The 16,489-nt window shown below is 31.2% G+C and carries 12 protein-coding genes; all 12 read left to right on the forward strand.

The annotated features are described in order from the left end of the window. Positions 1-202: 202 nt before the first annotated feature. The 12 genes from MRU_RS04645 to MRU_RS04700 all read left to right on the forward strand — a co-directional run bounded on the left by MRU_RS04645 (position 203) and on the right by MRU_RS04700 (position 16,428). On the forward strand, positions 203-1,018 hold the full coding sequence (locus MRU_RS04645; RefSeq protein ID WP_012955723.1) for an isopentenyl phosphate kinase: 816 nt from the start codon (positions 203-205) through the stop codon (positions 1,016-1,018). Between the two features lie 1,008 nt (positions 1,019-2,026). Continuing rightward, positions 2,027-3,079: a type 2 isopentenyl-diphosphate Delta-isomerase gene (gene fni / locus MRU_RS04650; RefSeq protein ID WP_012955724.1), complete on the forward strand. Its 1,053-nt coding sequence runs from the start codon at positions 2,027-2,029 to the stop codon at positions 3,077-3,079. A 298-nt stretch (positions 3,080-3,377) separates the two neighbouring features. Next, positions 3,378-4,727: an RNase J family beta-CASP ribonuclease gene (locus MRU_RS04655; protein ID WP_012955725.1), complete on the forward strand. Its 1,350-nt coding sequence runs from the start codon at positions 3,378-3,380 to the stop codon at positions 4,725-4,727. Between the two features lie 385 nt (positions 4,728-5,112). Then, on the forward strand, positions 5,113-6,108 hold the full coding sequence (gene idsA, locus MRU_RS04660; protein WP_012955726.1) for a short chain isoprenyl diphosphate synthase IdsA: 996 nt from the start codon (positions 5,113-5,115) through the stop codon (positions 6,106-6,108). Between the two features lie 103 nt (positions 6,109-6,211). Next, positions 6,212-7,084: a class I SAM-dependent methyltransferase gene (locus MRU_RS04665; protein ID WP_012955727.1), complete on the forward strand. Its 873-nt coding sequence runs from the start codon at positions 6,212-6,214 to the stop codon at positions 7,082-7,084. Positions 7,085-7,511: 427 nt separating this feature from the next. After that, a complete protein-coding gene (locus MRU_RS04670; protein ID WP_143714304.1) occupies positions 7,512-8,297 on the forward strand; it encodes a hypothetical protein in 786 nt (261 codons plus the stop codon). 1,505 nt (positions 8,298-9,802) lie between these two features. Next, positions 9,803-10,375 carry a restriction endonuclease subunit S gene (locus MRU_RS04675; RefSeq protein ID WP_012955729.1) on the forward strand — a complete coding sequence of 191 codons (573 nt, stop codon included), beginning with the start codon at positions 9,803-9,805 and terminating at the stop codon, positions 10,373-10,375. A gap of 133 nt (positions 10,376-10,508) precedes the next feature. Beyond that, entirely contained in the window at positions 10,509-12,413 is a 1,905-nt protein-coding gene (locus tag MRU_RS11190; protein ID WP_012955730.1) for a type I restriction-modification system subunit M, read from the forward strand. A 726-nt stretch (positions 12,414-13,139) separates the two neighbouring features. After that, positions 13,140-14,060, forward strand: a complete 921-nt coding sequence (locus MRU_RS04685) for a manganese-dependent inorganic pyrophosphatase (protein WP_012955731.1) — start codon at positions 13,140-13,142, stop codon at positions 14,058-14,060. A gap of 40 nt (positions 14,061-14,100) precedes the next feature. Continuing rightward, on the forward strand, positions 14,101-14,454 hold the full coding sequence (locus MRU_RS04690; RefSeq protein WP_012955732.1) for a zinc-ribbon domain-containing protein: 354 nt from the start codon (positions 14,101-14,103) through the stop codon (positions 14,452-14,454). A gap of 103 nt (positions 14,455-14,557) precedes the next feature. After that, entirely contained in the window at positions 14,558-14,953 is a 396-nt protein-coding gene (locus tag MRU_RS04695; protein ID WP_012955733.1) for a hypothetical protein, read from the forward strand. A 305-nt stretch (positions 14,954-15,258) separates the two neighbouring features. After that, positions 15,259-16,428, forward strand: coding sequence for an aldo/keto reductase (locus tag MRU_RS04700; RefSeq protein ID WP_012955734.1), 1,170 nt, complete (start codon positions 15,259-15,261; stop codon positions 16,426-16,428). Positions 16,429-16,489 lie beyond the last annotated feature (61 nt).

Raw genomic sequence — 16,489 nt, forward strand, 5'->3', positions numbered from 1 at the left:
TGGGTTCTTTTTATTTAGTTATTTATTTAGTTATTTTATAGTTATTTTATAGTTATTTTATAGTTATTTTATAGTTATTTTTTAATTAGTTTTATTTATTGTTTTTTTCTAAAATTTTATTTTTCATTTAAATTAAATATTAAACAATTTATTTCTTGAAATATATTATTTTTATCTTTAATTAATTCTTAAGTGTGATTTTATGATTATTTTAAAAATTGGCGGTAGCATATTAACTGAAAAGGATTCTGCAGAGCCTAAAGTGGATTATGCTAACTTAAACAGAATTGCAGAAGAGATCAGACAATCTTTATACTCAGATGAAATGAGCAATGACCTTATTGACGGGCTTGTAATTGTTCATGGTGCAGGCTCTTTCGGCCATCCACCTGCTAAGAAGTACAGAATCGGAGAGCCTTTTGATATGGAAGACTATCTTTCTAAAAAGATAGGATTCTCTGAGGTTCAAAACGAGGTAAAGAAGCTGAACTCAATCATTTGCCAGTCCCTTATAGAGCATGGGATTCCAGCTGTTGCGATTCCGCCATCTGCATTCATCACAAGCCATAATAAGAGAATCTATGATTGCAATTTGGAATTGATCAAGACCTATATTGGAGAGGGATTTGTTCCTGTTCTCTTTGGAGATGTTGTCTTGGATGATGAGGTGAAGATAGCAGTCATCTCTGGAGACCAGATTCTTCAATACATTGCCAAATTCCTAAAGTCAGATAGGATAGTTCTTGGAACAGATGTTGATGGGGTTTATACAAAGAATCCTAAGACACATGATGATGCGGTTCATATTGATAAGGTAAGCTCTATAGAGGACATTAAGTTTTTAGAGTCCACTACAAATGTTGATGTTACCGGAGGGATGGTTGGCAAGGTCAAGGAGCTTCTAGACTTGGCAGAGTATGGCATAAGCTCTGAGATAATTGATGCAAACGAGAAGGGAGCCATTTCAAAGGCACTTCAGGGTATGGAAGTTAGAGGAACTAAAATTTCCAAGGAATAATCTTTTTACAATTCTTTTGATAAAATTAAGTAATTGAGATTATTTTTTCACATTAATTGTCGTTTAACACTTGTTTAAAAATTTCTAGTTTTGATTTATTTATATTCAATCTTTTAAAAATGGTTTTTTCAATATGTGGTAATTTTTGATAATTTCATACTCAATATTTAAATACTATGATGATTATAAATAATTATTAATGAATTATATGGTGGTTATATTTATTTGATTATTATCATATGATTGGAATTTTAAATTGTCGTTTGTATATTAAAGTTTAAAATTCATCCGGGACCCTAATAAAACACTTAAGGGTATTTAATTTATCAAAAAAGATTTAAAATAAAAAATTAAGGTGATTTATAAATTTTAAAGAAATAAAATTTTATAGATATTAGATTAAAATTTGATTAAGATCTAGATTAAATTTTAGGTCAAATTTTAGATTAAATTTATCATAATTTTCAATATTTTATTTTAGGATTTATCATTTGGATTTAAGTTAATTAGAGTTAATTTCATATTTTAATAGATAATTTAGCTTATTAAATGATTTAATTTTCATTTTTTAAAAGATAATAAAATTTATATTTTATGTTTTATATTTTATGTTTTAAATAATTTTTAAGGGTATTAAATTATTTTAAGATAATTTAAGTAATATAATAATTTTTATCAAAAAATCTTCACTTAAATTAAATATCTGTTTTTTAGGTTTCTGTTTTTATTTAAATAATCATAAATTATTATTTTATAATAATTTCAATGGTTTTTATTTACTTATCATAACTTTTATTTTTTTAAAATAATGCTATGATTTTTATGTACTTGTCGTAAGTTGTTATTTTTTTAAAATAATGCTATGATTTTTATGTACTTGTCGTAAGTTGTTATTTTTTTAAAATAATGCTATGATTTTTAATTGTTATTTTTTAAAAATAACTCTAATGATTTATATTTTACAAATCAATTATTTATTATACTTATTCAATACAAAAGAGGAAAGAAATGATATCTGATAGAAAATTGGAACATCTTTTGATTTGCAAGAATTATGATGTTAGCTATAATGATAAGACTACCGGATTTGAGGATATTGAACTCATCCATAGGGCCTTGCCTGAAATCAATAATGATGATATAGATTTATCTACTGAAGTATTTGGAAAGAAACTGGATTCTCCATTATTCATTACAGCAATCACTGGAGGACATAAGGCTGCAAAGGATATTAATAAGGAATTGGCTATTATTGCAGAAAGCAGAAATATCGGTTTAGGTTTAGGAAGTCAAAGAGCAGCTATAGTAAATCCAGAGCTAAGGGATACCTATGATGTTGTAAGGGAAAATGCTCCCGATGCATTGATTTTAGGAAATATTGGAGCTCCACAAAGCGACTTGGCAATTGATGCTGTAGAGATTCTAGACAGCGATATCTTGGCAATTCACTTGAATCCTCTTCAGGAATCCATTCAGCCTGAAGGAGATGTTGATGCAAGGGGATATGTAGATTCAATAAAGGAGATCTGTAAGACAGTGGATGTTCCTGTTATGGCTAAAGAGACAGGCACAGGCATAAGAGCTGAAGATGCAATAGAACTTGAAAAGGCAGGAGTCAGTTTCATTGATGTTGAAGGAGCTGGAGGAACCAGTTGGGCTGCTGTAGAGACATATAGAGCTGAAGATAGATATCTTGGAGAGCTATTCTGGGATTGGGGAATTCCAACTGCTGTAAGCACTGTTGAAGTGGTAAATTCAGTTGAGATCCCTGTTGTATCCTCTGGAGGAATTTCGTTCAGGACTCGATGCAAGCTAAGGGCAATTGCCCTTGGAGCAGATGCTGTTGGAATGGCTTTGCCTGCATTGAAAGGAGCCTATGAAGGTCAAGAAGCTTTAAACCAGATGGTAAACAGATTCAATGAATCTTTAAGGATTGCAATGTTCCTTTTAGGGGCAAGCAATTTAGAAGAGTTAAAACGATCTGATTTGATTATTAAAGGCGAAACTAAGCAGTGGCTTGAAGCAAGGGGCTTTGACACAAAGCATTATGCACGAAGATAGTTTTAGCAAATAGATAATCTCGAGTATAGTTTTAGCTAAATAGATAATATAGGATATAATTTTAGCTAAATAGATAATATAAGATATAGTTTTAGCTAATTATTAATTTAATGAATTTAAAAAAGATTATTTAATTTAAAGGATAATTATCTATTTTTTAAAATAACTTATCAATAGGTCTATTTTTTAATTTTATTAAAGATAATTATCTTAATTTAATTTTAAAACCTTAAAACGGTTAATAATTTATTTATCATACTAATTAATTACGGGAAAAAATAACCAAAGGAGAAAATAAATGACAGTAGAAGTAATAGCAATTGGTGGATACGAAGAAGTAGGAAAGAATATGACTGCCGTAAAGGTAGGGGAAGATGTAATCATATTTGATATGGGTATCCACTTAGACAGAATAAGTATCCACGAGGATACAGATATAGACAGAATGCACAGTTTGGACTTGATAGAGCGTGGAGTCATTCCAGATGACACATTGATGAAGGATGTAGACGGTAAGGTTAAGGGAATAGTCTTCTCCCACGGTCACTTGGACCATATTGGAGCTGTAGCAAAGCTTGCTCACAGATACGATGCTCCAATCATAGGAACTCCATATACAACAGCCCTCATTGAAAAGCAAATCAAGGGAGAGCGCAAGTTCAAGGTAAACAATCCTATAAGACCACTCAATCCTGGAAGCAAGATCAAACTGTCAAAGGACATAACCTTGGAGTTTGTTCAGTCCACTCACAGTATTCCACAAGCGGTTTTCCCTGTATTGCACACTTCAGAGGGAATAATTGTCTATGCATTGGACTTTAAGTTTGACAATCATCAGAAGGTCTCTCCACCACCTGACTATAACAGGCTTAGGGAATTAGGAAGAAAAGGAGTATTGGCTCTTATTGTAGAGACCACCAATGCAATCAACTATACAGAAACAAGGACATACTCTGAAAAGGTTGCAAGAATAATCCTTGAAGACTTGATGAAGAGAGCCTTTAAAGGCCAAAAGGAAGGAATGATTGTAACCACATTCTCTTCACATATCGAAAGGATTCAAACAATTGCAGACATTGCAAAGGACAGCAATAGGGAAATATTATTCCTTGGCCGTTCCATGGAAAGGTTCTGCGGAATCGCTCAAAACCTTGGAATATTGAAATTGCCACAGAATGCATATGTATATGGCTCTCCAAAGGCTGTAAACAAGGCTCTTATGAAAGCAGAGGACGATAGGGATCAATACCTCCTTGTAACCACAGGTCACCAAGGGGAACCGGATGCTCTCCTTCCAAGAATAGCAAGCGCAAGAACTCCATTCAATGTAAAGAAAGGAGATAATGTTATATTTTCAGCTCCTATCATTCCAAATCCGACCAATGCAGCTAACAGACATATTTTGGAAAGCAAATTAAAGGCAAACGGTGCAAGAATCTATGCAAACGCTCACGTTTCAGGTCACGCAGGAAGGGAAGACCATAGGGACTTCTTAAGAATGCTAAGGCCTAAACACATCATTCCAGCTCACGGAGAGTTAGAGATGCTTGTGGCTTATGGAGAGCTTGCAGAGGAAGAAGGCTATAGGATCGGAAACAATGTTCATATATTAAGGAATGCTCAAGCTCAGGTTTTTAATGGTGATTAGCTCAAGCTTTTTTGAGGCCTTTGGCCTCAAAAAACCTTGACCAAAATTTTTTTCTTGGCTATGCTTGTAATCGCTTAGGGGGCTATCTAATAATTGCCTTTATATGTGCTTTAATTTAATACGGCTTATTTTTGTTCATTTTTATTTTAAATTTTTTTTATTAGGATTAATTATAATTCATAATTTATTAACCCATTTAAGAGTTTTCTTATTTTTAGGGACTTTTATTTTAAGAAAATAACTATTTAATATAGAAATAGCAATTAACTATTTAATTAAGTTTAAATAAATCTAATAATGTAAAATATTAATTTAAAATTATTGGTAATAAAAATTACCATTTTTATATTTATACTAATTATCATTCTATTTTAAGAGGGAAACTATGTCTGATGTAACTGATGTTTTAAAGGAATATTCTGCAGATGTCATTAAAACAATTGAAGAGAATTTAGCTCCTGTTCAACCTCAAAACTTACAGGATGCTTGTATTTATTTAACTAAGGCAGGAGGCAAAATGCTTAGGCCTGCTCTTACTTTAATATCCTGCGAAGCGGTAGGTGGAAATAAGGAGGATGCTCTTAAGACCGCAGCAGCAATCGAACTCATTCACACATTTTCACTTATTCATGATGATATTATGGATGATGACGATATGAGAAGAGGCATGCCTTCAGTTCATAAGGTATGGGACGAGCCATTGGCTATATTAGCTGGAGATACCCTATTTTCAAAGGCATTTGAAATGATTATCTCATCTAAGGAAGAGAACGCTCATCCGGAACATGTTGCAAATGCCCTTGCAACTGTAGCTGATGCATGTGTTAAAATCTGTGAAGGACAGGCTTCAGATATGAGCTTTGAAGGGGACTTTGATGTCAAAGAGGCCGAATACTCTGAAATGATTTATAAAAAGACTGGCGCATTGATTGCAGCAGCAACTAAGGCTGGAGCGATTATGGGTGGCGCTGATGAAAAGGAAGTCACTGCATTATATGAATACGGCAGAATGATTGGTATTGCATTCCAGATTCAGGATGACTATTTGGATGTAATCAGTGACGAAAAGGACCTTGGAAAACCTGTTGGCAGTGATATTGCAAAAGGAAAAATGACCCTTATGGTTGTAAAGGCTTTAGCTGAATCAGATGGTGAAGATCACGAAAGACTTCTTGAAATCTTAAAGGACAATGACTGTTCACAGGATATGGTTAATGAGGCAATAGATTTATTCAATAAGTATGGCTCAATTGATTATGCTTATAATTTAGCTTTAGAAAATGTAAATGGGGCTAAAGAGGCTATTGCATTTTTACCAGACTCTGATGCAAAATCAATGCTTATTGCATTGGCTGACTTTGTAATAGCCAGATCTTCATAATCTTATTCTTTTTTAATTTTTTTAATTTTTTTAATGGTCTTATTTATATCTAAAACAATTTTTATTTTTATTAATATCTTTCTTTTATAGAATAAGTGATAATATGGGTTTTAAAGACAAGGTTTTATCCTCTAGCAATCAATTCAATTATTATAAGGACAATTATGAAAAATTGCTTAATGAGAATAAGCAATTGAAGCAAAAGCAAAATCAGCTTATCGAAGAGAATGAGCAATTGATTAAGGAATTTGAATTAAATAAGCAAATCATAATCAATAAAGAGAATTTATCTACCGAAAGCAACTATTGCCCATATTGTGGGAGGATTTCTAATTTTGAACCTTATGGTGTTGTCAAAAGGGAAAAGGCAATGTGCCCATATTGCAAGTCTTTAGAAAGACACAGATTAATTTATCTTTTCTTTGAAAGAAACTATAGTTCTATTTTTAAAAATAAGGACATTAAGTTATTGCACTTTGCTCCAGAGAGAATTTTCTATAATTATTTCACCCAATTCGACCATGTGGATTATTATCCTGTAGACATAGACCCTGAAACATATGCAAAAAGAGGCCTTAAGCTTAAGATGAAGGTCAATATGGAAGAGGTTCCATATGGCGATGAGGAATTTGACTTCATCTATAACAGTCATGTTTTGGAACACGTTCCAAATGATTTTAAAGCTATGGGTGAGTTATATCGTGTACTTAAGCAGGATGGAGTCTGCATAACTGTGGTTCCCCTATCTGGAAATGAAGAGACTCTAGAAAAGGAAGAGTATAACACTCCTGAATTAAGAGAAAAGCATTATGGAAACAAGGATCATCTAAGGTTTTATGGTCTGGATGTTAAGCAAAGGCTTGAATCTGTTGGATTTAAGGTAAAAGTATCTAAATTAGAGGATTTGAATTTAACTGAAAAAGAGATTGAACTCTTTAATGTAAAGGAATCTTTAATTTTTGTATGCACTAAATAATCCTTATTGTGGGGATTATAAGGCTTTTTTTTATGAATTTTATCCTTTTATTTTTCATATACTACTTTTTTTAAATTATCAATTTTTTTACTTTTCATATACTTAGTTTTTTTAAATTATCAATTTTTTTACTTTTCATATACTTAGTTTTTTTAAATTATCAATTTTTTTTTAACTTTTTCTCAATCACTATTTTTTTCAAAACCCAATAATTTTTTTATTTTCCAATATGTCCTTTTTTTTTAAAATTCAATAATTTTTAAGTTTTTTACCAAAAAGTAGTCGATTTTTATAATTTTTTAGGTAAACTTTATTAATAAATAAATAAAAAATATTAATTAATAATAATTTAATTTAATATCTAAATAAGTAATAATTTATTCAAATAAATTATTTTATTTTCTTTTGTTTTAGGGGAGGTTAATTTGTGAATCTAAAACGTATTTTACTAGTGGTTTTAGTTGCTGTTGTAGTGATTGGCTCTACTGCATTCCTATTAAATTATGATGAAACTGTAAAATACACTACATATAATTTATCCAAAACATGCATGATGGATTTGCCATCTGGAGACAATTATGAAAATACCACTGTTAATGAAGCAATTCGTCAAATCAATGATACAAACCGTGATTTAACTGTTTTATTCTATAATAGTGAAGACAATAGTACTGTAGCCCGGGTAGAATTCGAATTTACCATAAATGATTTTAAAGCCACTGCTACTGAACAGACTGTTGCAAACAGAACTGTCTGGTATAACGAGGAAAATGGTACTTATATGGCATTTTTAGGTAATTCAGTTACCCATGACAATATAATCATCATCACAAATGATGTTGAGATATTGGAACATCTCATATCAAGCGTGAAATTTATTTTCCTAAATGAAGACGGCACTGTAAATTCCACATCTGATATGGTCAATAATCAAAGCATAAATGTCACTGGCGGTACGGCTTCAAATGGAACTGATGCAAGTGCATCTACAGCTACTTCCAATGTTTCAAGCTCTAATTCCCAATCTACAGGCAATGATGGATATTATTGGTCTGGACAAGATCAGGATTATATTAAGGAGTATACCGACAGCAATGGCATACAGCATATAGACCGTAGGAACGGACCTAATGAGGCTTATGATCCAAACACCCAAAGGCATTATACTGATGGTGTAGAGGATACAGCAGCTTATAATCAAGACTTTAATTAAATAGGATAATTTATTTTATCCTTTTGACTCTTTTTTTCATTACTAGGCTATTTGCCCTATCTTTAAGACTTTTTATTTTATTTTATTTCATTACTGGACTATTTGTCCTTTCTATTTTATTTTATCCATAGATTTCCTACTTATTATTTTATCAATTCTCTTTTTATTAAGCTGTCACACTTTTTTTAAAAATATCTTGTCACATAGATTTAGGGTGTGTCATATAAATTTAGAACAAAACATTTATATACTAGTTTGTTCATAATAATAATTGTGATTAGAAAAAACTTGAATTTGATTCAAGTTTTAATTTTTTTCAATCATTGGATTTGTCATTAAAATTAAGAACATTATCTCATAAAAATACTTTGACCTCTTCATTAATAAAAATCCATAATAAAACACATAAATCGAAACTCATTATGCAAATTTGGTGGTTGAAAAAATCTAATCCTTATCAAATGAAAATTTGATTATTCCATTGATTATATGATAAGATAAAAAAGCTCATGTTTATTCATATAACACCTATAATTAATTGATGGGATCTGTTAAGTTTCTTAATCAGGTCTTGTCATCGAAATAGTAATATATTGTTTCTGGATTCTAAGAATCATTTTGATACTTTATTTTACTAATCTGTTATTTGGAATAAGATTCTGGATTTTAGATTTTAAAATATCGTCTTTTGATTCTTATTATTTGGAAACAATATTATTTAAAAACGGAGAAGATATGAAAGTTTTAAAATGATAAAGAATTATTGTTTAATATCCAAATAAATTGTTTGTCAAATGTCTCTAAAAGATTCATAATATCATCATGCTTATGAAAAAATAATTGCATTCTTGGGGGTGAATTATGCAATAATGAAATATGAACTGGGGTGATTCATATTTCATTTTTCATAAGAAATAAGCTGGGGTGATCTTATTTCTTTTTAAAAAAGAATTGAGTTCGGGGGTGAGCTTTATTCTTTTTTCCTAGAAGCAAGTCATGATGAACTTGATTCAAATATTATATGATTCTTGGGGGTGAAAATTAAGGAAATATGAATTGGGGGTGATTCGTATTTCATTCATTGAATAGGCCTGGGGGTGAGCTTATTCATTTACTCTTATAGAATAACTCATCATTTAACTCTTATTGATAAGCTTGGGGGTGAGCTTATCCTTATGGATTGAATAAGTTATGGGGGTGACTTATTCAATTACCAATTATAATCTCATATGCGCTTTTTAAGAATTTAATTCTTAAATTCTTTAATCCTCTTTTAAACTGCTTATTTTCTATTTAAAAATCCATCTTATTTAAATAGTTTTTTTTGAATCTTAAACAATAATTTTCGCTGTTTTATAAATCATTTTTTAAAAACTTCTTTTAATTTTTCCACTAAAAATCCTTAAGTTTAAGAACAATAAGATACATAATATTATATATTCTTAAATTTTAGAACATTCATTTAATATTTATTTCATCAAATGATGAATAAGGTGAGGACTTAGATGATAGAAAAGGTACGATTCGATCAGATTGCAGATATCTTTACGGGAGTAAGGGTAAAAAGGTATCAGAAAGGTAAAGGAACTACAGTTGAAAGGCCCATTCTAAAGAAAACATATTCCGAAAACAGTTCAAAATTGGATTTGGAATATGAAGAGGTATCAGAGGAGATCCATGAAAGATTCTACTCACAGGAAAATGATATTGTAATTCTCCTTGCAGGATCTAAAGTGAGCAAAATAGAAGAGGCTGGAATTATCATTCCAATGTATTATGCTGTTGTTAGAGTAAAAGAAGGTTATGATGTTGATTTTATCTACCATCTGCTTAAAAGCGATATCTTCCCAAGGGAATTGCATAAAATTGAAGAGGGAACTACATTAAAGATTATAAAGACAACTCACCTTAAATCTATTTATTTGCCTGTTCCAGATTTAGAAACTCAAATAAACTATGGAAAATTGTTTAATTTAATGGATAAGCGCATCAAATTAAATATGGAATTGGCAGAACTTGAAAAACAGATTGAAAAGTCAATTATCAATGAGATGCTCCTGGAGGAAAAAACTTTTTAAAGACTATAAAAGATTTAGTTTTTTACTATTGAGGTTTATTTTTACTATTAACGTTATTTTTATATTGAGGATTATTTTTACTATTGAGGTTTATTTTTACTATTAGCTTTATTTTTATTATTGAGGTTTATTTATGTCAAGCAGATTAGGACGCCAACTATGGGATAAATATGAGGAATTAAGAACAAACAGCATGGTTGGTTTTTTAACAGATGAAGATTTCCAGAAGTACTTTTTAGGTTTCATAACCTACAAGTATCTCTCTGAAAATTTGGAATTGTATCTTGATAAGGAATTGGAAAAGGACGATTTGAAGTTTGAAGAGGCATATAACTTTGAAAATTATGGCAAGGTTTTAGCGAAAAAGGCAATCTATAACTTAGGCTATTTTATTACACCTAACCATCTATTTAGAAATGTCATAGCCTCCTATAATCAGGGTGCAGATATTTCAAGAGAATTGAAATGGGCTTTTGCTGAAATAAATAGTTCCTGTAAGAAAACCGAAAGTCAGGAAGATTTTGAAAACCTATTTGAAAGCGTTAATCTCCAAGCCACTCCATTAGGTAAAAAGCAGGAGGATAGAAATAGGGTAATCTATAATATATTGAACGCTTTGGATAGTGTTGACTTTGGCTTGGATGAGTTCAATTCTTCACTCTCTTTAATTAACCATTATTCTGAGCCTGCTCGAGAGCTTGGTGTGAATCTGGATGCTTTGGAAAAGGAATTGCTTTCAGATCCTAATAAGAATATCTTTTTAGATGATTCTCCCCTAAATGAAAGTTCTTCAATTCCATTAAATGAGGCTCCATTTGAAGAGTATGCATCTATGGAACTTTTCTTAGACGATATTGCTCCTGTTGAAGAGTTTGATTCTATGGAACTTTCAAATAAAGAGAATATTGTCACAGGTTTAGAAAATCCAAATCATCCCAATAGCTTAGTCAATGAGGGATGGAATGACAGGTCCTATGACAGCTATAGGATTCAAAAGCAATATTCCATAGGTGACGCATTTGAATATCTCCTTGATAAGTTTTCCCTAAATGCCTCAAAATCTGCTGATTTTTACACTCCAAATGATGTTTCAGTTTTGGTTTCAAAGCTTGTGGCCACAAACAAAAGGGCTATTGATTCAGTTTACGATCCTTGCTGCGGCTCTTCCTCAATGCTTCTGGAATTAAACAAACATGTTTCCTTAAATCTTATCTGCGGCCAGGAAGTGAATGCATATTACTATAATATTTCAAGGCAGAACATGATCTTGCATAACATTCACTTTAAGGACTTTGACATAAAGCAGGGAGATTCATTGGATAGCCCTCATCATATAGGGTATGATAAATTTGATGTTGTAGTCTCTCAGATTCCATTCAATGTAAGTTGGACCGCCAAGAAAAGCTTCTTAAATGATCAAAGATTTAAGGAGTACAATGCATTGGCTCCAAGGGTAAAGGCGGAATATGCATTTATTCAGCACATGCTTTATCATTTGGATGATGATGGGATTATGGTTGTAATAGCTCCTCATGGGGTATTATTCAGATCCGCTTCTGAAGAATCAATAAGAAAGATAATAGTCTCTAAGATGAATTATCTGGATGCAGTCATCGGTCTTCCGTCAAATATGTTCTATAGCACAAATAGCCCTGCATGTGTACTGATATTCAAGAAAAACAGAAGATATGATGATGACGTATTATTCATTGACGCTTCCAAGAACTTCAATAAGATAAAGCTTAGAAACAATCTTAGAAAAGAGGATATCAATAAGATTGTAGGCACTTATGTCTCAAGGGCTGAAGTTGACAAATACTCTCGAAGAGTCAGCTTAAGGGAAATTGATGAAAACAATTGTAACTTGAATATCCCTAGATATGTGGATACATATGAGGAAGAGGAAATAAACATCCAGGAAATTTATAAAAGACGGGAAGAAGCCTCTCGTGAACTTAAGGAAGTTACTTATGAAATAGATGAGCTTTGTAAGGAATTAGGTATTGAGAATCCCTTAATAAATAATATCTTTGAATAATGGATTTCATATAAGTTTCATAAAACGAAACAGAATTATTAGTTTTCACACGCTCTTGGACAATCCATTTATATATGCCTATCCAATATAATAACTAAGAACAATTATTTTGGTAAGGCTTTTAAAAAGCCCTTATTGGAATGGTTCTTTATCGGAAAACATGATTTAAAATTAATTTTCATTAAATTATTTTGGATTATTTGGATAATTGTTTGGACATATAAATTCTGGATGTCAACTCCTAAAACTACATTCTTATTATTTGGAATCAAAATGTTTGAATTAGCTTTTTCTAAATGCAATCTGGATTAATTTAAATGATTTTAGTTTTATCGGATTATTCTAAACCTAATATTTTATCAATTTATTCGGCTCTTTTATTTCTCGTTTAGAATAATCTCCAAATTCCATTTTCCGTTTTTCTTTTTTTATGCATGTTCATTATTTTTTTAGATTTCCATGATCCGTTTTTATGTATATTCATTATTTTTTAGATTTTAGTCATTTTTGCAAGGTTAATTTTTTATGATTATTATATTTATCCGACTATTTTATCAATTTTATAAGGAGTTTTTCCAATTAAAGAAAAATTATAAAAAGAATTAATTAAATAATTAATAAATGGTAAAACTAAAAGTTTAATCAATTTATAAATCTATAAAACTTAAGGTTTTATTATCAATTATAATTATAATAATTTATCAAAAATATTTAAAGGTGATATAAATGAGCAAAACTTATATTTTTGGACATAAAAGTCCTGATACTGATTCAATTACTTCAAGTCTTGTAATGTGTGACTTAGAAAACAAATTAGGAAATGCTGATGTAGTGTCATGCAGATTAGGAAATCTTAATAAGGAAACTGAATTTGTTTTAGATTACTTCGATATTGAAGCCCCTCAATTGATTGAAAGCATCGAAGATGATGCCGAGGTTATTTTAGTAGATCATAACAGTCCAAGCGAATCTGTTGACAATATTGAAAATGCAAAGATTTTAAAGCTTGTTGACCATCACAAGATTGCTTTTGAAACTTCCTATCCATTATTCATTAGAACAGAGCCTGTAGGCTGTACTGAAACAATCTTATTTAAATTATATAAGGAAAATGGCCTCACTCCAGATAAGACCATTGCATCCTTAATGTTATCAGCAATCATATCAGACACATTGCTTTTAAAATCTCCTACAACAACTGAAGATGATAAGCAAGCGGTAAAGGAACTTGCTGAAATTGCCCAAATTGATTATGAGGAATACGGTTTGGAAATGCTAAAGGCAGGAACTGACTTATCAAGTTTCTCAATTGAAGAGATCTTAAGCTTAGACGCTAAGCAAATTGACTTTAAAGATGTCAGATCCATTGTAAATCAGGTAAACACTGCAGATATTGATGATGTGATGACAATGAAAGATGATTTGGAAGCTGGAATGAATAAAATCATAGAAGATGAAAATCTAGACTTGTTCATGCTTTTAATCACTGACATTGTAAACAGCAATTCTCAAGTAATTGCTCTTGGAAAAGATGTGTGCCTTGTTGAAAAGGCATATGGAGTTAAATTGGAAGACAATACTGTTCTTTTAGAGGGTGTAGTCTCCCGTAAGAAACAGGTTGTTCCAATAATGACTGAAAATGCTTAATCTTTTTACTTGATTATTTTTTATTAAAGGGGGTTTTTTTATGTCAAAGTTTTGTCCGAAATGCGGTTGTGAAAATCTAGATGAAGCTTCTTTCTGCTTGGAATGTGGCGCTTCTCTTCCTAGCATTGAAGAGGTTAAGGAAAGGTCTTCTCATGGAGCTGGAACTAGCCATCAAAGCACTTTTAGTTCAAATTTAAATGAGGAAAATGGCTTTAATCAGGAAACCAGTAGTTTTTCACAGTCCAACTCAAATTCTAATGAAGCAAGCAATTCAAGCAAGTTTAAAAATGTAATAAATGAGGCAAATCCCGCCAATAATGACAATCAAGACTATGCTATCTGTTGCCTGGTCATATTTGTTCTTTTATTGATTGCATTCCTATGTAATTTTTAATTGATAAATAGGGTGGTAGTGTTTTTATAAATGAGGATTGCTTTATTTTAATTTGACTGATTAAATAAACTGATGTTTTTAAATAGATATTAATAGTGTTCTTATGGAAATAAATGATTTTGGCCATGATTTAGATGAATCTGCTCAGTTTTTAGTTCAAAAGCTATTGATTCTCCATCCTTGGGATGAAGAATGGGACTTAAGCGTAACTGCCAATTTGGTTCCCTTTTATAAGGAAAAGATAGATATACAAATATCTAAGCAAGGAAAATGCGATGAGGAGTTTTTTGATAAGCTTATCCGATTTTCCTCTATTTTAGATACAAATCAGGTTAGACTTCTTTTTATGGAACAATTAGTTGGTATGCCTTTAATCCTTGATGGCAAATATCTAAATAATGATGAGCGCATTGATTTATTGATAGAATCTTTAAATGGAAGGTTAAAAAGAGTTGATAATGGTTTATATTTATTTTTCAATCACGAAGAGGAATTTTAATCATCTATTTTCATTTATACATTATTTTTAAACTCTTTCCCCTATTTTTTTCTATATTTTTAACTTTTTTTTTTTAATATTTTTTCTAATTTTTTTTTAACTGTTCTTTTTTTATAATTTTTTCTTATTTATTTTTCTAAACAGTTTTTTTTTCAACGATTTTATTAGCATTTATCCATTAAATCTATTTGCCAATTTTTAATTAGCTATTTTTATATATTCTTTTTAACAAAAATTATATGTGTGATTAAGATTATATTTTTTAAAATTAAATATTAGGCAAATCCTAATAGAAAGGTGTTTGAATGATATATAGGAAACTAGGAAAGACTGATTTGGAAGTGTCAAATATAGGCTTTGGATGTATGCGTTTGCCCCATAAAGAGCATTTTTACCAAATAGATGAGGCAGAAGCTAGCAAAATGTTTGATTATGCAATAGATCATGGAATAAACTACTTTGACCTTGCCTATTCATTTCATAGCAAAAACAAAAATCTTGGAGGAAATGCAGAGCCCTTTGTAGGTAAATACCTGGCTGAACGTGGAAACCGTGAAGATATGGTTATTCAAACAAAACTCCCTGGATGGCTGGTAAATAAAAGGGAAGATATGGACAAGTTCCTTGATTTGCAACTCGAAAGACTTCAAACTGATTATATTGATGTATATATGCTCCATTCCCTTAAGATAGACTTTTGGAACAAGTTATATGGCATGGATGTATTGGAATTTTTAGACAGCATCCTTGAAGATGGCAGAGTCAAATATGTCGGTTTTTCCTTTCACGATGATTTGGATGTTTTCTTTAGCATTATGGATTCATATGATAAGTGGGATGTTATCCTAACTCAAGTAAATTATCTTGATGAGGATTATAAAAGTGGCCTTGGCGGTTTGGAATTTGTTGGAATGGCAGGACTTGGTAATGTAATTATGGAACCTTTAAGGGGCGGAAGCCTAATAACAAACATTCCCGATGAAGTTCAAGCTCTTTGGGATACTGCTGATAAGAAAAGAACTCCTGTGGAATGGGCATTGGAATATCTTTGGGATAAGCCTCTTGTAACATCTGTATTCAGTGGAATGAGCAATATGGAACAGGTAAAGGAGAATATTGCCATAGCTGAAAACTGCCAGCCGGATTGTATGAGCGAACATGATAGGCAAATATTAAAGGATGTTGCTCAAGTCTATAAGTCTAGGGAAGAGATTCCATGTACAGGATGCAGATATTGCATGCCTTGCCATAATAGAGTGGATATTCCCCACTGTTTTAAGCAGTATAATATTGCTAAAAGCTTGAATTATATTGATAAGACTGCAGCACCTTATTTCTGGTTGGTAAATAAGGATGAAAGAGCTGACAGCTGTACATTTTGTGGTGAGTGTAATATTCAATGTCCGCAGGGCATAGATATTCCTGCAGAGATGGAAAAGGTCTTTGACTTCTTCCATGAGGAAAGTCAGTATTAGTTTTTATAAATTTTTCCATGAGGAAAGCCAGTATTGTTTGGCTTTCATTTATTTTCTTTTT

This window comes from Methanobrevibacter ruminantium M1 (genome assembly GCF_000024185.1).
In the GTDB taxonomy this organism is placed as follows: Archaea; Methanobacteriota; Methanobacteria; order Methanobacteriales; family Methanobacteriaceae; genus Methanobrevibacter; species Methanobrevibacter ruminantium.